This is a genomic window from Paenibacillus anaericanus (assembly GCF_003994475.1).
GTDB classification, from domain to species: domain Bacteria; phylum Bacillota; class Bacilli; order Paenibacillales; family Paenibacillaceae; genus Fontibacillus; species Fontibacillus anaericanus.
Genome location: NZ_RZNY01000004.1, coordinates 118,232 through 144,200, shown reverse-complemented (window position 1 = coordinate 144,200; position 25,969 = coordinate 118,232). Strand labels below are relative to the sequence as shown.

The window sequence follows — 25,969 nt, the reverse complement described above, 5'->3', positions numbered from 1 at the left end:
TTGTTATGGAATCATACATAAAAATACACATAATGGAACCCACTCCCGAGCAGAGTGGGTTTATATGTTTTAAATAAATATTTCAGGGTCCACAGTATAAAGTTGGTTAAAACAGTATAACTCTACCAATTAGGTTAACATAATAAAAGTTATGGTAACCTAATCGCAAAAAGAGAACGATTTTTCATTAATTCTCCTTTTGAATAAAAACAGGTAGCGCCGGACGAACATTGCCCATCGCTTTTCTTTTAGCTTCATCGAACACATGCGTGTAGATTTGCGTAGTAGATATATCTTCATGACCAAGAAGTTCTTGGACCGCCCGTAGATCTGCGCCGTTGCGTAAGAGGTCTGTGGCGAAGGAGTGTCTTAATTTATGTGCGGATAGCTTCATTCCTTGTAATTGAGGAAACTCTTCAATTAATGAGTTAAATGTTTTCTCAGAAATGGTTTGTACCATACGTTTGCTAATTCTCCGACCAAACTGCGAAATGAAGAAGGCCATCTCATCTTTTTTTCCCTTAGGTGGAATTCGCTCAGAAAGACAAAGTTGTAGTAGTTGAGTCAACTCCGGGGGGAGGGGGATATAACGCCACTTTTCGCCTTTTCCTAGTACACCAATCTCCGATCGCTCAAAATTAACGTCTATAGTGTTTAATCGGACGATTTCACTTACTCGAAGCCCAGCATAAGACATCAAAGCGATGATGGACACATCGCGCACTAAATATTTGCCTTTCACTTGCTGCATAGATGCATCCAGGTATTGCTTCTCGAGAAACGTTGGTTTTCGTTTCTTTTCGACCTTTGCCTTTTCAATGTCCATCGTAGGGTTATGTTTGGTTACATTAAATTTAATCATCACTTTGAAAAAGAGGCGGATAGCCGATTGACATCTATTCCGGTATCTGGCACCTGCACCTGATTCTCTCACATTAGAGAGATGCTCCATAATATCGATATCTGAAACCTCTGGAATAACTTTTCCATGTAAATGATGTAGAAAATGTTTCAGATCATGCATATATGCTTTTTGGGTGTCTTTCGAATATTCACGGTCCTTCATGTAAATCAAAAATAGGTGAATTTCGCGCTCATATGGCTCTAAAGTTGTTGGATCTATCATCGAATCCCGCCTATTCAATCGATTTGAAGTTAAATTGCATTAAATATAGATTTAATGCAATTATATCAGCTATTAAATTATAAGAATACCCCGTAGAAGAGAGATAGGCATGAATGCCCATGGATATAAAAATTCAACCCCTAAAAATTAATTCTCAAGACTTGTACATTAATGAAATGGGAGGTATAATCTGGAAAATACTTTTTGTAAGTTTGCTAGTGTTGTTGATATACAGCCTATTAAAGCCTACTTAGACTTGCACAATATAATAACTCTGGGGAGGAATTGTAAAATGAACAATACGCCAAAAGTGTTATACCTTTCGACGGAAGTATTCCCATTTGCCAAAACAGGGGGATTAGCGGATGTTTCATCCTTTTTACCGAAGTCGCTTCGGGAACAGGGATATGATGTGCGAATCATGATGCCCAAGTTCCGAGGTATTGAGGAGAAATACGGTCATGAACTTAAATTTATTCAATCTTATTCAATTCAGTTTGCTGGTAAAAAGGTAACCTATAGCTTGGAACGTATCGATTATAATGGGAACATTATCTATTTTATCGACAATCCGTTTTACTTCAATCGTGAGCGAATCTATGATTACGACGATGAAATGGAAAGGTTTGTTTTCTTTTGTAAAGCAGCGTTAGAGTCACTCCCCATGTTATCATTCACGCCTGATATTCTACACTGTAACGATTGGTTAACCGGATTTATACCTTTTTTCTTAAGAACTCAGTATGGCCAATTGGAATTCTATAAGGGTATGAAATCACTATTTACGATCCATGCGTTATTGTATCAAGGTGTCTTCAATAAGAAACTGACTACGGAAATTCTGAATGTGGACTGGGATTTCTTTGTTGAACAAGGACTAGACTACTATGACCAGGTCAATTGTATGAAGGTAGGGATCATGTTGGCTGATGTAGTGAGCACGGTGAGTCCAAGTTACGCTAAAGAGATTAGCAAAATTTCGCCAATGAATATCGAACCTCTAACAGAGACGTTGCATAAGCGTAGAAGAAATCTGCATGGCATACTGAATGGTATTGATCTGGATGAGAATAATCCGGCTGCGGATAAGCGGTTATTTGCAAACTTTGATGCACAGCATATGGAAGGCAAGGCAGAGAATAAGAAGAGATTGCAGGAAGCGTTTGGCCTTCCGGTTAGATCGGATGTACCTATCGTAGCGATCATTTCTAGATTGGAAATAACCAAAGGGCTCTATTTGATCGAAAAATCATATCATGAACTTCTGAAGGAAGACTTGCAATTTATCGTTATTGGTGATGGCATTCCATATTATGATTATTTGTTCAAGCACATAAAGGAGTCTTTTCCAGACAAGATGTATTATTCAACCTATAGCGACGATATCGCCTACAAAACCTATGCAGCATCGGATATATTCCTAATGCCTTCATACACAGAAGCCTGCGGCATCAGCCAATTGATTGGAATGAGATATGGCACCGTACCTATTATACGGGAGACCGGTGGCCTGCGTGATACAGTACAACAATATGATGAATCCACAGGAGAAGGGACTGGATTTACGTTCAAATACGCGAGTCAATGGGTCATGCTTGATACTATCCGCAAGGCAATCGAGCTTTATCATAAGAAGGATATATGGAATAAGCTAGTGAACAGGGTTATGACTCAATCGGTAGGGTGGGAGGACTCAACAAAAGAATACATCAAGCTTTATGAAAGTATGGCTACTGTTCGAATATAGCATGTATAGTGAGGCCAATTAAAAGTAGAAAGACAACATTAAAGTTATGATAACGGCACCTGTAGAGGTGCTTTTTCTCTTATCGAGAGGAATTTTTGAGATTTATTTTTTGAATACCTGACAATTTTATTATCTAAAAGCTTGCGATTTCCAAGCATTTAGATATCCTGAAGGAAACTCGCCTTGTGATCGCAGAAAGAACCGGTTAATCCGTTTATTATCTGAAATAGTTGGAGAGTAGATAAAAGATTAACTTGACAAGATCATGTTAATTATGATCTTAATCTGCGAATATCTAATTGTTAACATAACTAATATTATGTTAACTAGATCGATTCTATCTAAGATATTAAGTTTCAATTTGAAAAATAGGTGTTTAGTCTATGGGTAACAGTTTATTCCACCCCCTTTAATTATCCAAAATGATGTCAAAACTAAACTTTGAGCCATAAAAACACAAAAATGAACATTTTTCGAACAGACTATGCTAGGGAACGAATGTTTGATAATCTATTATGTAAAATAGTGGGACGGAGGTGACAGTTATGAGTGTAAAGGAAAAGGTTCTGGAAACGATGAAAGCTGCAGGAAAGCCTGTCAGTGCAGGGGAAGTGGAGCAACTGTCTGGACTAGATCGCAAGGAAATTGATAAGGCATTCAAAGAACTGAAGAAGGATGAAGCGATTACTTCTCCAATTCGTTGTAAATGGGAGCCTGTTCAATAAACTTAATAGTAGAAGAAAAAGGGACTGGAGTTTGAAAAATTCTCCGATCTCTTTTTTTAGTTACTCGTGGGGATAAATAATGACTCACACACGCGGCAAAGATTACAAACGTTATTCGCGAATGTAAGTATTGGAATTTGAAAGACATTTGGAAATCATAACATAGATGGATTCTGTAGCATGGGATAAGGGGGAACTAAAGTTGATTGAAGGGATGCAGGATCGTCGTGAACACCAACAAATTCTTTGTATCGGAGAATTGTTAATAGACTTCTTCTGTAGTGATATAGGTGTTAATTTGGCTGAAGGATCACATTTTATTAAACAAGCTGGTGGCGCACCAGCTAATGTTGCGGCCGCGATTGCTCGCCTCGGTGGAGTTGCTGCTTTTGCCGGTAAAGTGGGTAGTGATCCATTCGGTGATTTCTTAATTCAGACCTTAAATGGAGTGAAAGTAAACACAGATCTGATTGTTCGAGACACATCGGCGCTTACGACAATGGCCTACGTTTCATTACAAAGTGATGGTGAACGTGATTTTATGTTTAATCGCGGTGCGGATGGCAATTTTGTAACGCAAGATCTTCCTCTTGCTAAGCTGCGTGAAGCAGCCATCGTTCATTTCGGTTCAGCTACGGCGATGTTAGGTGGAGATTACTTAGAAGCTTACTTTGACTTCATGATCAAAGCCCGTGAAGAGAAGCAGTTTGTTTCTTTCGATCCGAACTACAGAAGTAGCCTATGGGGTAACAGGATGGAAGAATTCATCAATCTAGCTTCCAAGGGAATCTCTCTTGCTGATTTTGTAAAAGTGAGCGAAGAAGAGTTGCAGCTCATTAGTGGCTCTGAGGATCTTAATGTAGGCGTAACGGAACTTCATCGTCTGGGAGCGAAGGTTATCGCAGTAACATTAAGTAAGAACGGTACGTTGATCTCGAATGGGACTGATCATGCTACGATACCTAGTATCTCTATTAAATCTATTGATTCTACAGGTGCTGGTGATGCGTTCGTTGGCGCGGTTCTTGTACAACTCTCTCAAATCTCTAATCAGGGCATAGCGCATCTTACCTTTGAGGATTGGAAAGTCATGATTCATTTTGCAAATCAAGTAGGTGCGATCGTGTGTACGAAGGTAGGTGCCATTGCCGCATTACCAACCTATGATGAAGTAGTGGAATGGAATCAATAATATTAGAATTCGATGAAGTAAAGCAAATGATAAATGTAAAGGTAAATAGTGTATAATTAAAAAAGAACATAAGAACCATTCGATTAGATAACATCAGGTGCGGGTTGCTTGATGTTTTTTTTGTAATATAAGGATTAAGTATAAGTTTTATTATAATTACTATAATGAGGGTGTGAAAAAGATGGAATATATGCACATAACGAGAGAGAACATCGATCATGAACATATTTGCTGTGCATTGGGAGCAAAACAATATGAACATGCCGTTCTAGAGAAGAAGCAATGGTTATGTGAACGTATGGAAGAAGGATTGGTTTTCTATCGATTGAATGAGCGTGCGAAGGTATTTATTGAATACTTGCCTGCAGAAAAAGCATGGATTCCTATAGATGCTCCTAATTATATGTACATAAATTGTCTATGGGTCTCTGGTAGATACAAGGATAACGGACATGGAAAACAGTTGTTAGAAAAGTGCAAAGAGGACGCGATGGCGCAAGGAATGGATGGAATTGTACATATCGTAGGTAAGAAAAAGATGCCTTATTTGAGTGATAAACCGTATTTTGAGCATCTGGGTTTTCAAGTTGTGGATCGAGCAGAGCCTTATTATGAGTTGGTTGCTCTAAAGTGGAACGAACAGGCTCCGCTGCCTGCTTTTAAAAGTTCAGTAAAGAATGCTGTTGCTGCAGGAGAAGGAATTCATGTATATTACACTGCTCAATGTCCTTTTGCGGTTGGAATTTTGGAGGATCTAAGGGGAGTTGCCAGTGAAAAAGGAGTTGCCTTTCATACTCATCATTTGAGAACAAGAGAAGAAGCACAGCAGGGACCAGCCATTTGGACTACGTTTAGTATGTTTAATAATGGTAAATTTCTAACGCATGAGATAATGAGTCCCAATAAATTTGAAAAGCTACTTCATAACTTGAAATAAGTCAAAAAGCATAGTCAAAAAGCCTTATTACTATAGAAAGTAGTAAGGCTTTTTGACGTGGTTTCTTATTGCCAATAAGTCTATTGGGTACAGGTAGATTAATTATTGTTGAAAGCGTTCGTTGTTGTAATACTAATGTACTCCTCGTTATTCAATGATATTTCTGTATAAAAAGTGGATAATGGAACAGCATATACATATTAAGCACTTTATGGATTAGGTTGGTGATCTTCATTCATACGAAAAAAATGGGTCTGTTTCTGCTGATGATACTGATTGTGGTATTTGGATGCCAAAGACAGGAAATAACACATAAAGAACAAGATTTAGTTAGAGTAAAATCCATAAACGGTGAAGATAAAAAGAAAGTCATCTTACTTGTGGTCGATTCTTTAATGGCTCAAGCTATTGATAAAGGTATAGCGCAAAAAGAACTTCCTACCATACAGTTTCTGATCGAACATGGCCAATATTCTAAGGATATGGTCAGTTCTTTTCCTACCATGTCCGTGACGATTGATAGTTCTCTACTAACGGGAAGATATCCGGATGGTCATCGTGTGCCTGGTTTGACATGGTATTCGACAAAAGAAAAGAAACTCATCAATTATGGAACTGGACCGATGGAGGTCATCAAACATGGAGTAGACCCGGTATTGTTTGATGCGTTAGTCAACTTGAACGGCAGTCACTTAAACCAACAACTTCCCACCATCTACGAGGACTTGGCCCGACGCGGGATGAAATCCGGTAGTATTAACGGTTTGATTTATCGGGGTACCGTAGATCATACTTTAACCATTCCACCCTGGATACAAGTTCCTACTTCTTTACCAAAAACGATTCCTGTAAAAGGACCAGATTATTTAGCGCTGGGTTCATTATCCGATCCGCTAGAAGGTATAAAAAAGTTGCCTGACGGTTTAACCGACCGTATGGGTTTAAATAATCAATTTTCTATATCAACTGTCAATTATTTGGTGAAAGAAAACAAGTTACCCGATTTTTTATATGTTTATCTACCTGATTTAGATCAAAAAATTCATAAAAATGGCCCTTCAAATCAAAATGGAATGAAGGAATTAGATAGACAACTTCAATCTTTATTACAAAGTTTTGGCTCCCCGGAAGAGGCTTTGAACCAAGCGATTTTTATTATCGTTGGAGATAGTGGAATGACACAAATCTTGCCTGCCCGAGATAACCCGGTTATCGATTTGCCTTCCTTATTCAACGACTATAAATTGTTGCGTCAGGGCGAATCAATAACAGACGAAACGGAAATCGTTCTCGCCGTCAATGAAACCATGGCTTATGTCTATAAACTTAAAGCGGATAAGCTAAAAGACATTGCGTATTTATTAAAAGAAGAACCTCGCATCGATTTCATTGCATGGAAAGAACAGGAGTGGATTTACGCCATTCAAGGTAAAACCTCCAAAGAAATCAGATTTAAAACCAATGGAAAGCTGATCGATCCTTATCAACAAAAATGGGTGATCGAACAAGATGCAGAGGTGTTGGATTTGAAAATAGACTCTCAGCATCATACATTGAACTATGGTCAGTACCCTGATGTATTGCAACGGTTATCCGGAGCTTTACATTCTCACCCCGGAGAGTTTTTAGTTGTCACCGCAAAGCCTGGTTATGAACTGGCAGACAGAAACTCACCAACACACAAAGGAGGTGGGGGTCATGGATCTCTAGGACAATCGGAATCGCTGATTCCCCTTATCGTTAGTGGAACTGATCAAAAGCCGCAATACTTGCGGATCATTGATTTAAAATCATTTCTGCTTAAGCTTCTAACTAAATAGCGATTAATGACATTGTTTCGGACTTGGGCTGAAGCAGAGCTCGTTAAAATGCTCACGGAAAGAGCGAAGCAGTAAGTATATTAAGGTTTAAACTACAAAAGGAACTGTGCTGTTAATTTCCACTCAGCACAGTTCCTTAACTTCTAGATCTACTTCACATAGTTTCCTATAAATTGGGTTACTTCACGATCATAGCCTACGGGGTCAACTCGTCTGGCCTTGCCGTGGCCTGCTCCTGGTACGACAAATAACTTCTTGTCCGTTGGACCGTTCTCATATAGTGTATACACCATTTCGGATGGGACGAATAGATCGGAGTCGCCATGTATGAATAGGATCGGTGTTTTAGATTTTTTGATTTGATCAAGGGCAGAAGCTTCGTTAAAGGTATAACCCGCCCGAATTTTGGTTAATAAACTGGTTAATTGAACGATCGGGAACGATGGTAGATGATACATACGTTTCAATTGGTAGCTTAGTTCATCTGTAACTGAAGTATAACCGCAATCTTCGACAATCGCCTTAACGTTGGGAGGGAGGTTTTCACCACTAGTCATCATGACTGTCGCTCCTCCCATGGACACGCCATGAAGTACGATTTGTGAATCGTTACCTGTATGTTCGATGACTTTATTGATCCATTTGACGTAATCCTTACGTTCTGGCCAACCGAATCCGATATAATTTCCTTCGCTTTTCCCATGTCCGCGGGCGTCTGGAAGAAGTACGTTATAACCTAGCACATCTCGGTACATTTTAGTATATCCGCTCATTTGTTCAGGTAGCCCAGAGTATCCGTGGGCAAGTATGACGGTCCGATCTGTCGGCTGCTTAGCTTCCAGATAATACGCATGAAGCTGAAGCCCATCACCCGATGTTATGCTCCAATCTTCAAAAGCTTGTTCAGTCCACCATGCACTAGTGTCTTCTAGTGGTTGCCCTACATCCGAACCAGCTGCTAGATCTGGATTGCCATCTAGGAAAGCCTTATCCGCACTAGCAATAGCTACATGATAGAAGTAAAAGCTGGCTGACCCAATAATGATTAGTAACAGTACAATTATTGAAATAATTATGATGAACACCCTTTGATTAATAGTATGAATTCAATCATTATATAGTAACAAATTCCACATAGAGTAACAATAAAAGTTACTAGATTCTAATTAGAAGGGTCAAGCGATAACTTAAGCTGCGTGTTCTCTTTGTCACTATTAAGCATACTTAGCACATAACTTTTCAGGAACTGTGAATTTGCTTTTTTCCATAGTTCTACACCCTCTGAATTTTTGATTGATTCTCCAATTTTACTCGCGTTACCCGAGAAATATAATAGATTCAGCTCTGCCATGGATTTGGCCATTTCTGTTTTCTCAGCTTCAGTATACCCTTGGTCACCTAGAGCTTTATATGCTTTTCTATAGGAATCTTCATAAAAGAAATCTTTGGCGTACGAGTTAAAGTGGAGTAAATCCTGATTATTAATTCCTACTTCCGCACTCCATTTTTCCACATCTACTTGTTTTGTCTGATACTCTACAGCCGCCTCGTCAGGGGAGTAATGAAGGACCCCATACTGGTGTGGATAAACAGTAAAGGCGCTTGTAGCGATATCATAGACATTCTGCTCAGACTGAATATCCTGGATGTGAATATGACCTGATAACACTAGAGATAGATTAGACTTTACAAGGACATCAAGTACCTCATCGGCATTATTTAATGTGAACCCTGCACTTGAAATGTCACTATGATCAATCAAGTTATGGTGCATGACGGTGATTATATTAGCATTTTTATCCTTTGCTAGTTGGCTGTTTGTTTCAATCCACGCCAGCGTTTCCTTGGAAACTTCGCCGTCTGTTTGGGGGATTTTCATGATCACGTTGTTGTCATATTTGCTAGTATCCAGCATTAACAGCCATAAATCATCAGATATTTGCGCGATATAGCTAAGTGAATCAGGATCTCTGGATATCGCTTCCTCATACCCAAAGTTTTCGTAAATGGATGTGAATTCCTTAGGGGTTATATAGTCTGTTACGTACTGACCATCTGTTTTAAAACTCCGTGCCCACGGATTCAAAATATCATGATTGCCTGGAATGACATATACGCTTGTTCCTGCGTCTTCAATTCGTTTAAGTTTATTTGCTAACTCAAGATGACTCTTCTTTTCACCATTGTTTGTTAAATCGCCGCTGAGAATGACGACATCTGGCTTCGCATGGATGACATCATTTACAAAGGAATCGGCCAATTGATCTGAATAATTGAGTAATTTGGAATCTCCATTCTTAATATAGTCCTGAAAGGCTTGCCCATTATCGTGCAGGTCAGGGTTCAAATAGTGGAGGTCTGTCGCTACAAATAGATCTAATTCCCGCGATCCTTTGGACTGCGTTAAATCAGCTGGGTTCCTATCGTTGTTGCAACCAGTTATAGCAAGAAAAGAGAGGGATAATAACATGGTTGTTATAAATTTCACTTTCATAATGACCTCCAAAAAAAGTATGTCTTTAGCATTACTTATGTACCATTATATCACTTGTAATCTAACTAGTTACATCAGATAACACATTATAATCCATAGGAGAGAATCGTACCATAATAAAAGAGATACTAAGTCTCTAAACCGCTATCAATATGATCGAACAAGTATTCAGAAGACTTTTAAGCTAGTAACTAAAGGGGGATTGTGAATAGAGTTTGGAATAAGAGGGAATCCTATTTTATAACTTTTGGATTTTTGGGGAAGGGTTGAAAAGATTGGATTTTTTCGAAAGTAAAGAATCGTTAACAAACATGGAATGGATCTTAAGAGGCATTGTTGGTTTTGTCTTTTTACTCCTTGTAGCTAAACTGATGGGGCAGCGTTCCATTTCTCAATTAAGGTTTCTCGACTTCATTATAGCGTTGACCCTTGGAAATATTATAGCTCACCCTCTTTCCGATGAGGAATTAGGATTAAAAGGATCCATGATCACTACCATTGTACTAATCGTGTTATATGTAACAGCGACGTGGTTGAGTCTGAAAATTCCAATTTTCAAACGATATCTTGATCCATTACCTATTACTCTCATCAAAAACGGACTCATTCAGTTTGATAACCTATCTAAAGCAAGGATATCTATTGATTTTTTATTCTCTGAGCTTAGAAAGGAAAAAGTAGAGGACATACAAAAGGTATCCCTTGCAGTTTGGGAGCCAGGTGGAACAATATCCGTGTTCATGGATACTCAATACCAACCGGTTACTCCGGCAGATATGAAATTAAAAACCCAACCATTTTCTATCTCAAGGCCGATCATCATAGATGGAATAATCGATATGTCTCTTCTTCGGGAAATTGGAAAAGATCTTGAATGGCTTAATATCAAATTAGCACGCACAAACGCGGATATCAGCGATGTGATGTTAGCAACAGTTAACGAAAATGAAAACGTACGGATCTATTTAAAACAAACGAAGAGAAGGGGAGCTCCGTTTTGATTAAAGCTTAAAATCTATTGAGAATCTCATGCTATTCAAATACTTCTAAGAAACAAAGGCTAATATACAATCCGACCTCTCTATTCCGAATACATTAGAGTATCGTAAAAGAGAGGAGTGAAAACTTATCAGAACCTTTAGAGCTTTCTTAAATGGACGCAACGAGGTACCACCTGTGAAAACTATTGCAACGGGGAATGCGGTTTTTAAGCTAAGTGCTAACGGCACTCAACTAAGATTCCAATTTGTCGTCAATAATATCAATCAGATTACTCAAACTCATATCCATCTTGGACGTAGGGGGAAAAACGGTCCCGTTGTCGCTTTTTTGTTCGGACCGAGTAATTTCGGCATTTCAGTAAAACGTGGCGTTGTGAGGGGGGTCCTGAACAAAAGCGATCTGGTTGGTCCTCTACAAGGAAAAACTATCCTTGATTTAGTCCGGGAGATCGAAAGAGGCAACACTTACGTCAACGTGCATACCGTGCAGCATCCGGACGGTGAAATTCGGGGACAAATCGTCAAATAATTGAAAGATATCGATACAAAAGAGGACATTATACCCCATTTACGGATTGGGTTACGATAGAAAGAAAATTGGGTCATAAAATGTTGACATAAAATAATCTAAATAAAGAAGCTGACACTGGTAATCAACCGGCATCAGCTTCTTTATTTTTAGGCTCGATGATCAAATTCGTGTATCCACCTATATCGATAACATTGAAATCACTATATAAGATAAATTCCGTATCTCCGCCGCGCCAAGTAAAATTAGGCCAATAGTATGAGGGATCCGGAATAGAATAAATTGATTAGACAAGAGTAAAATGATGATTTATAATGACACTTATTAAATCAATTTAATAAGTAAAGAGGAAGGACATACAACCATGACTACAAAATCAGAAAAACAAAAAATGTTGGATGGAGAGTTGTATTTAGCCTCAGATCCACAATTGTCGCAGGAAAATAAACACGCAAGAAAATTGACACGTTTGTATAACCAAACTACAGAAGAAGAAAGTGAGCTTCGAATCAAAATATTAAAGGAACTTTTCGGATCGACGGGTGAATTCCTGAGCGTGGAGCCAAATTTTCGTTGTGATTATGGGTACAACATCCATGTTGGAGATAAATTCTTTGCTAACTATGACTGTACAATCCTGGATGTATGCGAAGTGCGTATTGGAGATAATTGTATGTTGGCTCCTGGTGTACATATCTACACGGCTACACATCCGCTGAATCCTTTCGAACGTATAGCTGGGCCTGAGTATGGCAAACCCGTAACCATTGGAAATAACGTATGGATTGGTGGGAGAGCAGTGATTAATCCAGGGGTCACCATTGGAGACAATGTTGTTATTGCTTCAGGAGCGGTTGTGACCAAGGATGTTCCAGATAATATGATTGTTGGTGGAAATCCGGCGCAAATAATTAGAGCTATCGAACTTTAAGAGGAGGAAAAGAAGAGGTTATGGCAACTTGGTTTCTTATTATTATATATCTAGCGTTTATTAGTCTAGGGCTTCCGGATTCTCTACTTGGCTCGGCTTGGCCAGTAATGTGGCCTGAAATTGGAGCTTCTTTTGGATCAGCCGGAATCTTGTCTATGGTCGTTGCTGGAGGCACTATCGTATCCAGTCTGGCAAGTGGAAGTATCACTCACAAAATAGGAGCAGGCAAGATTACGCTCATTAGCTGCTGCTTGACCGCAGGTGCATTACTTGGATATTCGTTTGCACCTTCATTAGTATGGCTTATTATCTTTGCCATTCCGCTTGGTCTTGGAGCGGGTGCTGTTGATGCAACACTCAATAATTATGTGGCAGAGCATTATAAGGCACATCATATGAATTGGTTGCATTGTTTTTGGGGTGTTGGTGCAACAGCAGGACCCATTATTATGTCTTATTATATTGCAGACCAGAACTCTTGGAGAAGCGGTTACGCTACCGTAGCGTTGATCCAGTTCGGACTTGTTATTATATTGTTTATTACACTACCCTTATGGAAACGTGTTGCTTCAATAAGAGAAGCCGACTTAACTCAAACCAAACCGGACGACAACCAAATGGATAGTATTTCTGTAGAGGATGGGAAGAAACCCGCGCAAAAAGTGCTAAAGATTAAAGGTGTTAAACACTCGCTAGTTGCATTTTTATTTTATTGTGGTGTAGAGGCTACGGTAGGATTGTGGGGAGCTAGCTATTTGGTAGGGGCAAGAGACATAACAGCTGGAACCGCTGCCGTGTGGATATCCTTATACTACGGTGGAATTACGATAGGCAGGCTAGTTACTGGCTTCGTGACTCTTAAAATAAGAAATCGTGTCCTAATCCTGATCGGTCAGCTTACGGCTATACTGGGTGGAGTCATTTTGGTTCTTCCGTTACCCATCCCGTTTTCATTAGCCGGATTAATTCTTATTGGTTTAGGACTTGCGCCAATCTATCCTGGACTTCTTCATGAAACTCCAACTCGGTTTGGTAGAGAAAATTCCGCCAAGTTGATGGGATATCAAATGGCATTGGCTTACACAGGAACGACATTTCTTCCTCCCATTTTTGGGATGTTAGCTTCACAAATCAGTATTCGTGTATTTCCGATTATCGTACTTATTTTCCTTCTATGTATGATTTTAAGTTCAGAGAGAGTGAACCGAATTTTGAAGAAAAGGGTTTTAAAAGGATAACCTAATGATATCAACGCATTCTATTAGCATTAATTTGATTTCAAGGCCGTATTTTACGGTTACCGTTGGTAACCCCGAAATACGGGCTTTTTTCGTTTTTAACAGGTTAAAATAACCGTTTTATTTAGATACGCGTGTTCTATTTCTTGTCGGTTTTTCGTATTTTAAGAGGTAATTGCAAATAAATGTGGAAGTTAATTCTTATCAAAACTATAAGTGAGAGGTAGAAGATGAATCAAATAACAGAGTCCTATGTAGACAGTCTGGCACTGAATAGCAATGCAATTAAGAATGGTAAGGATTTAGTCAAGAAGGACAAATTGTCCAAGTTATGCAGCTCCCCTGATCAGACCTTTATGTTTGGCGAGTGTAAAGGGAGTGGAAGTACTCCATATATCTGTTCCGTTGACTTCATTAAAGCAGATGCCCCGGTATTCCGTTGTTCTTGTCCTAGTCGGCAGTTTCCCTGCAAACACAATTTAGGATTAATGTATGCCTATACAATGGGCAAACCGTTTGAAACCACAGACATTCCTCAAGATATTGTGGACAAAAGGGAGAACGCCGAGAAGCGTGAAGAGAAGAAAAAAGAAGCGGTTAGCGGGGACAATGTAAATGTAAAGAAACGTAAACCGAATAAAGCAGCTTTGGTGAAAAAAGTAACTGCTCAACTAGAAGGAATCGGCATATTGGAGAAACTGATTCTAAAGCTTATCCAGTCTGGACTCGGCAGCATTGACAAAAAGATGATTCAAACGTTGGAAGAGCAGGCGAAGCAACTGGGTAACTATTATATCCCTGGTGCACAGACAGCATTACGAGAAATGCTCTTGCTGCTAAAGTCCGACGTTGACAGAGAAACAACCTATTCTCTTGCGATGGAACATTTGAATATCCTTTATTCACTTGTGAAGAAAAGCAAGGACTACCTACAGAGCAAAATAGATAATCCAGATCCAGAGGTAATGATGGATACTGACTCCACACTCGAAGAATGGATCGGGCACGCCTGGCAATTGGTAGAGTTACGAGAGTGTGGCCGGGTTCAAGCAGATGCCGAACTTCGGCAGTTGTTCTTCCGCTCTTATACGGATGAAGCCCGGGGTGAGTATGTCGACGAAGGATGTTGGATGGAGCTTCTAACCGGTAACCTTCGCATGACACGCACATTCCGACCTTACCGTACATCTAAATTTATCCGGGAGGAAGACTCCTTCTATGATGTGCTAAAAGTCAAAGAACTCTTCATCTATCCTGGAGATTTGAATCCCCGCGTGCGTTGGGAAGATGCGACGATCCAGCAGCCAGAGGAGCTGGATTATGATAGAATGCGATCGCATGCATGTAAATCTATCCCCGAGGCGGTCAAACAGGTTAAAAATCAGATCAAAACCCCGCTCGCTGATAAACATCCGGTTGTGCTTTTAGAATATGCGGATATAGCATGCGATGAGGCAGGATTCTTGCTTGTAGATAAACAGGGTAAGCAGCTACGACTTGCAGATATATCGTGGCTGAATCATCCGACAACACCCTTACTATCGTGGATAAACCAACAGCATGTTAGTAATCACGCAATGTTGGTGATGTTTGAGCATGACTTGGAACGTAATCAATTATTGGCTCAGCCGTTAAGCATCATTACAAGTGATAATATAATTCGTTTGTTGTACTGATTAACAAGATTAGGAGACATGTTTATGAGCATAAATATACTGTTTGAACTGCAGCATGAGCTGCGCCGGCTGTACATTGCGGGAAGTGGCATGGCGGAAGGAGATTTGAGACTCGCTAAAATAGTACCACAGCTGGAGAAATTGGGAGAAACCGCTCCCATATTCAATAGATTTGCACAAGCTGTAAATGAGCTTATAACGTCGGAAAGAACGGATGCAGCATCAAAGCTGCTGGAACTAGGTACGCTACTGCATTCCGTTCTATACACACAGGGTAAGACAGAGGGTGCAGGAGAAGTATCTCCTTTGGTTGGTACGAACATCAAAGCGGATACCTCCGTTCCTTACAAGAAGATTGCTCCTTTGATCGAAGCATTAACACAAAAGGGTCAAGGCAGACTGGAGCAGATCCACCAAGCATATAATGAAGGATTGTTCCACGACTTCCGTGTGATTTCCGCGGCAGTAACTGCTCTGGATGACAGTTACGCAGAAATTCCAGAGTTTCTTTTTCACAAAGTGATTTCCCAGTATGGAACCGATGCTCTTCCTATGCTGAAACAGCAGTTTCAGTTGCAAGGAGGCAAAGGACACGCTCGCAGACTTCAGTTAATTCACAATATAGAGGGAAAAATTGAAATTGATCTGTATCTCCAAGCTGCGACTATAGGATCTGTCGAAGTTCGTACCGCCGGTATTGAGATACTGGGAGAATATCCGGAACAGGAACAGTTCTTGCTAGACCAGGCCGGTGATAAGAAGAAAGAAATTCGGCGAGCTGCTTTGAACGCTTTATCCAAGCTTGGTTCGGATAAAGCACAGGACTGTCTGTTCGAAGCTTTGACATCCAAGGATCATGAATTGGCAGCTGAGCCGATCCGGCTGTGCGGATCGGATAACTTGATCCATCGTGTCATCCGTCATACTGAAGATGTGCTTGATGGAGTTCTTGCAGGCACGGAGAAAGACGAGCCAGAACAACGGCTCATTTCATACATGACAAGTTTGGAAGAGTCTTCATCGAACGAACTGTTTGTACTGCTGCAGAAGATCCTATCCGTTCCCGCTGAGAGAACAGCTGAGTTGGATCGATTACAAGAAGTGGCTGTGCAAATGCTCTTGAATCTCGGCCATTCGGAGGCTTATGCATTCACCGCTGGGCTGCAGCAGGCATATAACCGCAGATTTATTGGTTATAGCTTCCGTGCAGCGGTATACAGTCTTCCACCGGAAGAGGTATACGAGAGGTACGCTCCCGAGTTACACAATAAACGAACTTCGGCTGCGAAGGAACTACTGCGAACGCTGGGGATGATTACGGCAGATATCACGGATCAGATGAGCGGTAATTCTTCCAAAGAAACATGGGACCCAAGATGGGTTCATTTATTGATAAAACTGGATGAGAAAGAGCTTGTCACCCGGTTCGCATTTCATTCCGATGCTGCAGTCATCTCGTATCTTTCCAAGCAGTGTGCTGCTCATCCGAAATTCCAGGATTATGTTACGGTCGATATGCTGCTGGCGCTCTTCAAACTCAGTGATGATCATGTACCAGAAATGGTGATGGATATTTTGGAGCGAGATAAAACGAGTCACTTTTATTACTTAAACCGTGCTCAGACAGCGCTTCTATCTCAACTACCTCCCGTCTATGCGGATAGACTGCGACAGTTCGCTGAAACAATTAGGTACGAGAGTGTCAAACAACAGGTGTTGGATATCGCGGATCGTGTAGTAGCAAACAATCTTAATTGAGTAGGGAGAGGAACGCGGAAGATGACAAGGGATAATGATCAGAATGTGTTAAGGCTTCCTTCGGAAAAATTGTACAGTGAGGAACTAGAAGCGTTGAAAAAAACGGATAAGGACCCAAAGCCTGCGGGTTGGCAGCTTTCACCTAAGGCTGTTCTTACTTACATAACCGGAGGTAAGGCGGGAGATAAGGAAATAACACCTAAATATATAGGAAATAAAAGACTGGTTGAGATAGCGATAGCCACGCTACTAACTGATAGGGCTTTATTGCTCATTGGTGAGCCAGGAACAGCCAAATCGTGGCTGTCTGAGAATCTAACAGCCGCCATTCATGGCGATTCTTCTAAGGTCATCCAAGGTACGGCCGGTACAACGGAAGAGCAGATCCGATATTCCTGGAATTATGCCATGTTGCTAGCGCAGGGTCCATCGGATCAGGCTCTGATCAAGAGTCCTATTTTTCGCGCAATGGAAACCGGAGGGATTGCCCGGTTTGAAGAAATTTCTCGCTGCGCGTCTGAAGTGCAAGATGCACTCATTTCCATTTTATCTGAGAAGACGGTGTCTATTCCCGAACTTGGCCTTGAGGTGCCAGCAGCACGGGGATTTTCGATCATTGCCACGGCGAATACACGCGACCGTGGGGTGAACGAAATGTCTGCAGCGCTCAAACGGCGGTTCAACATTATCGTACTGCCAGCGCCAGCGGATATTGAAACTGAGATTGATATCGTACGCAAGCGTGTGAGTGAAATATCAGCGAATTACGCTTTGACAGCATCCATGCCTGAAGATGAGGTAGTGCGTAAGGTTGTCACTATTTTCCGTGAACTTCGCAGTGGTATGACGATGGATGGCAAGGAAAAGGTGAAACCGACAAGCAGTGTTATTTCAACGGCAGAAGCCATTTCACTGTTGACCGGAAGTATGGCGCTGGCAGCCAGTTTTGGCAGCGGGACCATCCAGGAGGAAGATATCGCTGCAGGACTGCAGGGAGCCATCGTGAAAGATGAAGAGAAGGACCGTCTTGTATGGAAAGAATATTTGGACAATGTGATGAAGAAGCGAGGATCGTCATGGCGGAGCCTGTACAACGCTTGTTCGGAGATGAACGGATGAACGACCGGCAGCCATTCCATGTTTTCGGGATCCGGCACTTATCTCCTGCTGGCGCTTATCATTTACGCGCTTTTCTAGCAGAGAAGAAGCCGACCGCCGTTCTTGTGGAAGGTCCGGGAGATGCCAGCGAATATATTTCACAGTTGGTTGCCCGCAATGTGGTACCTCCTGTTGCCCTTTTGGCTTATACGGATCAGTTGCCGGTACGGACACTTTTGTATCCCTATGCGGTATATTCCCCTGAGTATCAGGCTTTCCTTTGGTCAGAACAGAACGGTGTCCATGCTGAGTTTATCGATTTACCTTCAGATATTTCGCTGTCTTTGTATGAAATGCGAAGAGAGGGATTAAACGGTAGTTCAAACAATGATCCAGGTAATGAAGACGAAAATGACATAGACAATGACTCTGTACACAATGCTAACAACGGAGAAGAAGAGGTCCTCCCGGCAGGTGGCGACATCCGTAGCTATGCGAGAAGGCAGCATGACCTGTATGAGCAAATCGCCGCTCTTGCGGGGGAGTCGGATTATGAGTCATATTGGGAACGTTATTTCGAACATGAAACGGGCGGGGAGACTTATCGTGAGGCGATACATCATTATTCCGCACAAATGAGGGAAATGACGGAACAACATGAATGGGAACTTGCACCAGCGGAAGCTGCGTATAACGAAATTCGTGAAGCCTATATGCGTCGCAGAATCAATGAGGTTCTGGATGCTGGACATGATCCGGATAAAGTCGTTGTTGTGACAGGAGCACATCATGTATCCGCTTTGCGGGCGGATTTGCCTTCCATGAGCGACGCGCAGTTGGCAAACCTTCCGCGGAGTGCTACCAAAATTACACTCATGCCATACTCCTATTACAAGCTGTCAACACAGTCAGGTTATGGGGCGGGAAATCATGCGCCCGCCTATTATGAACTGTTCTGGAGATGTCTGCAGCGTAATGAACTTAACAAGCTGTCTTCGCTATATCTCACTCATGTAGTCACTCATATGCGTAAGCATGGAACGTATCGTTCAACCGCGTCGGTTATTGAGGGGGTTAGGCTAGCTGAGGCGCTTGCCTCGCTGCATAACGGTAGGTTTCCAACGTGGAAGGACCTGCGGGATGCGGTGATGATAAGTCTCGGTAACGGCGAGCTGTCCACTGTCGCTGAGGCTTTGGCCCGGACCGATATAGGTACAGTAATTGGTAGTCTTCCAGATGGCGTAAGTCAGACACCGGTCCAGGATGACTTAAAGCGTGAATTGAAACGGCTCAAGTTGGAGAAGTACAAATCAGTGGTTGCCACTGACCTCGCACTTGATCTGCGTGAGAATCATCGGGTCAAGTCAGATAACGCGGCGTTCCTTGACTTGAACCGTTCTGTATTACTTCATCGGCTTGAGCTTATGGGTATCAGTTTTGCCAGGAAACAAAGAAGCCGACAAGATTCCGCCACGTGGGCAGAACAATGGGTGCTCCAGTGGACTCCGGAGGCTGAAATTCAGACGGTGGAATCCACATTAAAAGGGGAGACCGTCGAGTTAGCGGCTGCCTTTGTACTACATGAAAAATTGCTTGAGTGCACCAGTATAGTGGAAGCATCACAAATTATCCGTATCGCTTGCGATTGCGACCTATCTTCCATCATGGAGGAGGCTAGAATGACGCTGCAGCGACTGGCTGTCGATGTGGGTAATTTCTCCGAGATAGCCACTTCAGCTTATGAGCTGTCCGTATTGATTCAATACGGCTCGATACGCCTCATTGAGACGGGGACATTGATCCCGCTTCTTCAGCAATTATTTCTACGCGGAGCACTGTTGCTAGTGGACACTGCATTATGCAGTGAAGAAGCGGCTAAGAACAATATAAGTGCAATAAATGCATTGCATACGATTGCTCAAGAGCATTTTGAGGTGGTTGACGATCAATTATGGCGTCAGAAACTAGAAGAACTATCCTCGCGTGATGACCGGAACGCTAGGATGTCGGGTTATGCTTTCGCCATATTGCTCGAACGAAATGAAGTGTCAGAGAACCAATGTGCACAAGAGGTATCTAGGCGGCTATCTCCTGGTATTCCTGCTGATCTTGGTGCAGGCTGGTTTGAAGGCTTGGCTTTGAGAAACCGATATGCTTTACTATCCCGTATCTTTCTGTGGAAGCAGCTCGATGAGTATATTCATTCACTTGAGCATGATCAATTTCAACGTTCCTTGGTGTTTTTACGCAGGGCATTCAGCACTTTTGAGCCAAGGGAAAAGGCATCTATAGCAGAACTGATGGGCGATCTGTGGGGAAGCGGAGCGTTGGAGACAGGGGAATTGCTTCAGCAGCCGCTTAGTGAGGAAGAAAAGGAGAAAATCGATGAACTCAATGATTTCGATTTTGGGGATTTGTAAGTTATGACGATGAATCATGAGGAGCAGGTAAAAAGATGGAGGTTGATTCTTGGGGCAGATGCTGAGCCGAAGCTACAATCCTATGGAACAACTATCGGCCCTCTGCTCGATGAGGAATCAAGGTTAATGGATGAAGCGCTGGCAGCTATTTATGATGGAACATCTGGGTTAAGTGGTATGGATTCTAGCGGTTCAGGATCCGCCGGGGGCCGAAAGTCAGCAAGCTTGGGGGCATCTTCCCCCAAGCTCGCCAAATGGCTCGGTGATATCCGGTCATTTTTCCCGCCAGATGTTGTATCTATTATTCAGGCAGATGCCATTGAACGGAAGGGGTTAACTCAGCTCCTGTTCGAACCTGAACTACTGTCTCAAGTGAAGCCTGATATCCAGATGGTGGCGACATTGATGTCATTAAAAGGACATATTCCTGAGAAGACAAAAGATACAGCGCGGCAACTCGTAAAAGCGGTGGTAGAGGAAATAACCAAACGACTCGCCGATGATATGCGCCGGGCTGTAACGGGGGCATTGAATCGGAGGCAACACTCGCCGCTACCGTCAGCTTCTGGACTCGACTGGAATACGACCATCCGTAAAAATTTGAAACATTATAATATGGACCGACAGCTACTCATACCGGAAAAGGTTTACTTTTTCGACCGAGCGCGCAGAAGTAAGGAGTGGACCGTCATTCTGGATATTGACCAAAGCGGCTCCATGGCGAATTCTGTTATCTATGCATCGATTGTGGGTTCGATTTTTGCCAGCATGCCTTCTTTAGACACTAAAGTCATCGTATTTGATACGGAAGTCGTTGACCTTAGCGAGCAGTGTGCCGAGGATCCGGTTGACATGTTATTCGGCGTACAGCTTGGTGGTGGAACAGACATTAACAAATCGGTAGCTTACTGTGAACAGTTTATTGCAGAACCAAAAAAGACTATTTTCATTCTCGTTTCTGACCTATACGAGGGAGGTAATCGATCTGAACTGCTACGCAGAATGGCAGAGTTGCAGCAAGCAGGAGTGAAGGCAGTTTGTCTGCTCGCTCTATCAGATCAAGGAATACCAAGTTACGATGATGCTGTAGCTAAGAAGTTGGCGTCCTTTGGCATTCCATGTTTCGGTTGCTCGCCAGATCGGCTTCCTGAATTAATTGAAGGAGCATTGAAGGGATTAGACCTAAATGAGATGGCAAATCGGATAGGCGAAGCGAAAAACCTATAAACAAGGTAGCTTAACAGCCCGGAATATTCCATCGGAGTCACTTGGAATTTCCGGGCTATGTAATTTACAACGACTGTCCATTTGGATGAATAATCCTGCTTTGGATGTACATAACATTGACGCTATTCCTATTTATCGTTTATATTAACCTATGCTTCAATGCGCAAAAGCCAAAAAGCATAAAAGCGAAAAAGATGATTACCCTATCCTACAAGATATTATCGAAGCGATATATAAGGATTTGAATCAATCTTCAAAAGCTACAACAATGTATAAGGAGCCTCATGATCATGGACCGACAGCTTAGTTTCTCAAAAAGCATCATTCTTATTGTCTTTATTCTAGCATTTCTATTTGTATCTATCTTTCTCTTAAAAGCGGAACCGCATCTCCCGCTTCTCGCAACAACCGTTGGCACAGCCACGCTATTACGCCTATTCGGCTTTACTTGGCAGAAGCTCGAATCCGCCATCATTCAAGGCATTCAAACGGCCATTATGCCGGTTCTCATCCTTTCGCTCATCGGTATACTGATTGCCGTGTGGATGATGAGTGGTACAGTGCCGACGCTTTTATACTATGGTATGGATTATATTAACCCGCATTATTTTGCGGTGAGTGCGTTATATGTCACGATCGTCGTCTCTATGTTCACGGGAAGCTCCTTCACTACAGTCAGTACGATTGGCGTCGCCTTCATGGGGATTGCCTTAACGACGGGGGTTTCTCCGGCCTTGGCTGCAGGAGCGGTCGTTTGTGGTGCTTGTTTTGGTGATAAGATGTCACCATTATCCGATACAACGAATTTTGCCCCTGCGGTGGCGGGTATATCTTTATTCACACATATTCGCAACATGGTGTACACAACGGTTCCGGCGCTTGTCGTGACTACGGTCTTTTTCCTGCTCGTGCCAACAACCGATACTATCGATTTATCATCATTACAACAAATTAAACTTGCCTTACAAGATGGATTTCATATTCATTGGTTAACGTTGATTTCGCCGCTTGCTGTTATTGCCTGCTCCATCAAGAAGGTTCCGATTATCCCAACGCTAATCGTTGGTATTGTCACTGGACTTCTAGTGACTGCCTTCATTCAGCAACAAACGGCAGTGGATGTCTGGTTCAGCGTGATGCAGAGCGGCTACCAGAGCTCTATCACCAATGAAACAGTCGCTTCCATCGTAAATCGCGGTGGCTTGCAATCAATGATGTGGTCCGTATCTCTGATTTTAATCGCTTTATCATTAGGAGGACTGTTACAGCATTGCGGCGTTATCGAAGCCTTCTTCCATAAAGTCATTCAACCACTGAAGCGTAAAAGTAGCATTGTACTGATGACAGGTGCATCATCTATTGCGGTTAACGGTATGACAGGAGAGCAATATCTCTCGATCCTTCTGCCTGGTCAAATGTTCAAGGATGAGTACACCCGTAGAGATATTCCAGCGAAGACACTATCTCGTACACTGGAAGATTGCGGGACACTCGTTAATCCATTGATTCCATGGGGCGTCAGCGGTGCTTTTTTCGCAGCTACACTTGGTGTTCCGGTAATCGAATATGTACCCTATGCAACCTTCTTGTGGTTAAGCCCGTTATTTACGTTTGCCTATGCATTGATACCTAGATTGCAAAGGAACTCGTTAGGTAGGGATAAGTGATTTAATTGAGTTTAATACAAAAAAGACGTGATGGTTTCCACAACCATCACGTCTTTTTTTACACTATCTTGATTTAGCGACTTTTGCATAGGTTCAACTGTTTTACTTCATAATTAATAGAAGTGATAAAAAAATTGTGTCAGTGATAATATACCTTGAGTTAATTCGCAGTACTAGGTAAGATCAAATATTAGATAATTGATTAATGTGCTGAACCATTAATAGAGAATGATACATAGTAACTGAACTCTATAACAAGAAAAGGATTTGCTAAATGAAAAGATTCTTTGCATTATTATTAATGTTGACCATCATTTTTAGTTTCCAAAAGCAGGCTTATGCTATGGAAATCAAGGCGATTCAGCCGCTTAATAGTGAATCAGTAATTTTGATCGATGGAACTACAGGAACTATTTTATTTGAACAAGATAGCGAAAAGTTGATGTATCCCGCAAGTATCACCAAAATTGTTACAGGAATCATCGCGATTGAAGAAGGAAATATAAAAGATATTGTAACCGTTAGCAAGAATGCGAGAAATATTGACGGTACAAGAGTGTACTTACTCGAAGGTGAACAGGTTCCAATGTTAAAGCTTATACAAGGCATGCTAATTAATTCAGGCAACGATGCAGCAACCGCTATTGCCGAACATATTGATGGAAGTGAAGCGCAATTTGCAGAACGAATGAATCAATTTATTAGGGACAAGATAGGTACTCGAAATACTACATTTCAAAATCCGCATGGGCTGTTCGATGTAAACCATGTAACAACAGCTTACGATATGGCGATTATCACACAATACGCGATGAATAATCCATTGTTTCGATCTATAGTCGGTACCAAGAGTCTGGAGTGGATAGGCGAGGGATGGGAGACAACAATCTTTAATCACAATCGACTTTTGTGGCGTTATGAAGGGACAACTGGCGTGAAGAATGGTTATGTTCTTCAGTCCGGTTATACATTGGTTGCCTCTGCCATGAGGGATGGCTCGGAATGGATCGCGGTTACTTTAAATGCGGGTTCAGCAGAGTTAGCCTATAGCGATATGGAGAACCTCTTTGATTATGGATTTAACAACTATCAAACCAATCAGTATACAGTAGATCCTTTATTGATTCAGAAATACCAAGATCGGTTTCAGGTTCCGGATCAATTAGTTTTTACAAGTAAGAAATCCGAATCATTCAAAGTTGAATTAAATGAAAATAATGGTCAGCTCGTAGTGATGGACTCGAACGATAATCAAGTTTATTCCAAACAATTAATCCCGTTAATTACAAGTCAACACATAATAGACAAGCTAAGAGGTCCATTGAACGAGGAGAGCAAATCCTTTCTCGCAGCTAAAAGTATTTCCATAGCGATACCTGTGTTACTAATCCTTCTATTTGTTAGAAAAAGGAAGAGGGAGAAGAGGTAACATTTGCTAAAGCTAGCATGGCTACAAATAATATTTCAGCACCCTCTAGATTCTTAGAGGGTGTTTTTTTTGCTGCATAATAGGTGTTTACAGCTCATCTGGATTCATACCATAGACCTGTTTAAGCTCTAAGAGTGGGCTATCTGCAATACTTCTTGGTGTGATAAGCCTGCCACCATTGCTGTCCAAGTCGTAACCAAACTGACGGTAAGCTTCCCACACCAGGTGAGCACAATGTGTTTCCTTTAACATATTATCAGGGTGCTTGGCAGTCCATATCCCTGCTCCAAAACCATAGGGTACGCCACTGAGCCGTTTGACCGCTTCCTGTGCAATTGTACGCCTATCTTCAGCAGAGCTGTCTTTTAAGCGAAAGACAAGAAAACTCGGGTATTTTTCCCATTTCCCAATGGTTTGGATACCGGAATTCTCCCCCAGGACGGCTGACTCCAACGTCTTTCCTTTGTTCGCATCTACCACGATTGCCGCATGTCCATTCCGCCAGCCAAAGGTGAGTGAGTTTTGAGTGATCAAGATGTCTCCATCTTCAAGTGCAATCATCTCGGTTCCCGCTATATATTTACCATTTTCGTCTACTACGAATTCTTCTTTTGATATCGGACTATTTTTTTCGCGAACTAGTAGAGGAGTGGTGAAGAATTGATTTTGCATTCGATAAATCGTATTCTCATTTCCTGTAGCAAGAAGATTGTCAACCACTGGACGACCAAGTCCAGATTGCTTGAGTAGGATCTCGTAGTCATTCTCACTCAGAACTTCCTTCGTTAGAATTGTAGATAAATCGACCTTAGTGTAATCGGGCGTCCAATGGGCGGACGGTTCAGCTGCAAGTGTCCAGCGTTGCAGGGAGACTATCAACACAAGTACTACGCCCATTCCTATCAAAACCCTCATACGCCAACGCCTTTTCTTTCGCGGAGTCTTGCTCAATTC

The 25,969-nt window shown here is 41.8% G+C and carries 20 protein-coding genes; 16 read left to right on the top strand and 4 right to left on the bottom strand.

Annotated elements, in window-relative coordinates; genetic code table 11:
* Positions 1 to 187 precede the first annotated feature (187 nt).
* On the bottom strand, positions 188 to 1,126 hold the full coding sequence (locus EJP82_RS06905) for a tyrosine-type recombinase/integrase (protein WP_127191308.1): 939 nt from the start codon (positions 1,124 to 1,126) through the stop codon (positions 188 to 190).
* 292 nt (positions 1,127 to 1,418) lie between these two features.
* Between EJP82_RS06905 and EJP82_RS06900 the strand changes: the two genes are divergently transcribed.
* The 5 genes from EJP82_RS06900 (at position 1,419) to EJP82_RS06875 (ending at position 7,547) form a co-directional block, all read left to right on the top strand.
* Entirely contained in the window at positions 1,419 to 2,873 is a 1,455-nt protein-coding gene (locus tag EJP82_RS06900) for a glycogen synthase (protein ID WP_127191307.1), read from the top strand.
* A gap of 545 nt (positions 2,874 to 3,418) precedes the next feature.
* Positions 3,419 to 3,598, top strand: a complete 180-nt coding sequence (locus EJP82_RS06890; RefSeq protein WP_127191306.1) for a transcriptional regulator — start codon at positions 3,419 to 3,421, stop codon at positions 3,596 to 3,598.
* 214 nt (positions 3,599 to 3,812) lie between these two features.
* The gene (locus EJP82_RS06885; RefSeq protein ID WP_127191455.1) at positions 3,813 to 4,790 is read left to right on the top strand and encodes a carbohydrate kinase family protein; all 978 of its coding nucleotides are present in this window, start codon (positions 3,813 to 3,815) and stop codon (positions 4,788 to 4,790) included.
* Between the two features lie 181 nt (positions 4,791 to 4,971).
* Positions 4,972 to 5,727, top strand: a complete 756-nt coding sequence (locus tag EJP82_RS06880) for an N-acetyltransferase (protein ID WP_127191305.1) — start codon at positions 4,972 to 4,974, stop codon at positions 5,725 to 5,727.
* A gap of 224 nt (positions 5,728 to 5,951) precedes the next feature.
* Entirely contained in the window at positions 5,952 to 7,547 is a 1,596-nt protein-coding gene (locus tag EJP82_RS06875; protein WP_425464326.1) for an alkaline phosphatase family protein, read from the top strand.
* Positions 7,548 to 7,696: 149 nt separating this feature from the next.
* Here EJP82_RS06875 and EJP82_RS06870 read toward each other — a convergent pair whose 3' ends face one another.
* Complete coding sequence (locus EJP82_RS06870) at positions 7,697 to 8,632, bottom strand: alpha/beta hydrolase (protein WP_246054000.1); 936 nt, start codon at positions 8,630 to 8,632, stop codon at positions 7,697 to 7,699.
* 77 nt (positions 8,633 to 8,709) lie between these two features.
* The gene (locus EJP82_RS06865; protein ID WP_127191303.1) at positions 8,710 to 10,041 is read right to left on the bottom strand and encodes a metallophosphoesterase; all 1,332 of its coding nucleotides are present in this window, start codon (positions 10,039 to 10,041) and stop codon (positions 8,710 to 8,712) included.
* A 275-nt stretch (positions 10,042 to 10,316) separates the two neighbouring features.
* Here EJP82_RS06865 and EJP82_RS06860 point away from each other — a divergent pair, with 275 nt between their 5' ends.
* The 11 genes from EJP82_RS06860 (at position 10,317) to EJP82_RS06810 (ending at position 25,015) form a co-directional block, all read left to right on the top strand.
* Positions 10,317 to 11,042 (top strand): DUF421 domain-containing protein, encoded by a 726-nt coding sequence (locus EJP82_RS06860; protein WP_127191302.1) that lies wholly within the window; start codon positions 10,317 to 10,319, stop codon positions 11,040 to 11,042.
* 127 nt (positions 11,043 to 11,169) lie between these two features.
* The gene (locus tag EJP82_RS06855; RefSeq protein WP_127191301.1) at positions 11,170 to 11,571 is read left to right on the top strand and encodes a CHRD domain-containing protein; all 402 of its coding nucleotides are present in this window, start codon (positions 11,170 to 11,172) and stop codon (positions 11,569 to 11,571) included.
* A 364-nt stretch (positions 11,572 to 11,935) separates the two neighbouring features.
* Positions 11,936 to 12,502: a maltose acetyltransferase domain-containing protein gene (locus EJP82_RS06850; protein ID WP_127191300.1), complete on the top strand. Its 567-nt coding sequence runs from the start codon at positions 11,936 to 11,938 to the stop codon at positions 12,500 to 12,502.
* A gap of 20 nt (positions 12,503 to 12,522) precedes the next feature.
* Positions 12,523 to 13,740, top strand: a complete 1,218-nt coding sequence (locus EJP82_RS06845) for an MFS transporter (RefSeq protein ID WP_127191299.1) — start codon at positions 12,523 to 12,525, stop codon at positions 13,738 to 13,740.
* Positions 13,741 to 13,970: 230 nt separating this feature from the next.
* A complete protein-coding gene (locus EJP82_RS06840) occupies positions 13,971 to 15,416 on the top strand; it encodes an SWIM zinc finger family protein (RefSeq protein ID WP_127191298.1) in 1,446 nt (481 codons plus the stop codon).
* A gap of 24 nt (positions 15,417 to 15,440) precedes the next feature.
* Positions 15,441 to 17,174, top strand: a complete 1,734-nt coding sequence (locus tag EJP82_RS06835) for a HEAT repeat domain-containing protein (RefSeq protein WP_170220140.1) — start codon at positions 15,441 to 15,443, stop codon at positions 17,172 to 17,174.
* 21 nt (positions 17,175 to 17,195) lie between these two features.
* Entirely contained in the window at positions 17,196 to 18,293 is a 1,098-nt protein-coding gene (locus EJP82_RS06830) for an AAA family ATPase (RefSeq protein ID WP_127191296.1), read from the top strand.
* A complete protein-coding gene (locus EJP82_RS06825) occupies positions 18,290 to 20,692 on the top strand; it encodes a DUF5682 family protein (RefSeq protein ID WP_127191453.1) in 2,403 nt (800 codons plus the stop codon). Before EJP82_RS06830 ends, EJP82_RS06825 begins: the two co-directional genes overlap by 4 nt.
* A gap of 3 nt (positions 20,693 to 20,695) precedes the next feature.
* Positions 20,696 to 21,919: a VWA domain-containing protein gene (locus EJP82_RS06820; RefSeq protein ID WP_127191295.1), complete on the top strand. Its 1,224-nt coding sequence runs from the start codon at positions 20,696 to 20,698 to the stop codon at positions 21,917 to 21,919.
* Between the two features lie 290 nt (positions 21,920 to 22,209).
* Complete coding sequence (gene nhaC / locus EJP82_RS06815; protein ID WP_127191294.1) at positions 22,210 to 23,586, top strand: Na+/H+ antiporter NhaC; 1,377 nt, start codon at positions 22,210 to 22,212, stop codon at positions 23,584 to 23,586.
* A 274-nt stretch (positions 23,587 to 23,860) separates the two neighbouring features.
* The gene (locus tag EJP82_RS06810; protein ID WP_127191293.1) at positions 23,861 to 25,015 is read left to right on the top strand and encodes a D-alanyl-D-alanine carboxypeptidase family protein; all 1,155 of its coding nucleotides are present in this window, start codon (positions 23,861 to 23,863) and stop codon (positions 25,013 to 25,015) included.
* Between the two features lie 87 nt (positions 25,016 to 25,102).
* Here EJP82_RS06810 and EJP82_RS06805 read toward each other — a convergent pair whose 3' ends face one another.
* A complete protein-coding gene (locus EJP82_RS06805) occupies positions 25,103 to 25,912 on the bottom strand; it encodes a C40 family peptidase (protein ID WP_170220139.1) in 810 nt (269 codons plus the stop codon).
* Positions 25,913 to 25,969 lie beyond the last annotated feature (57 nt).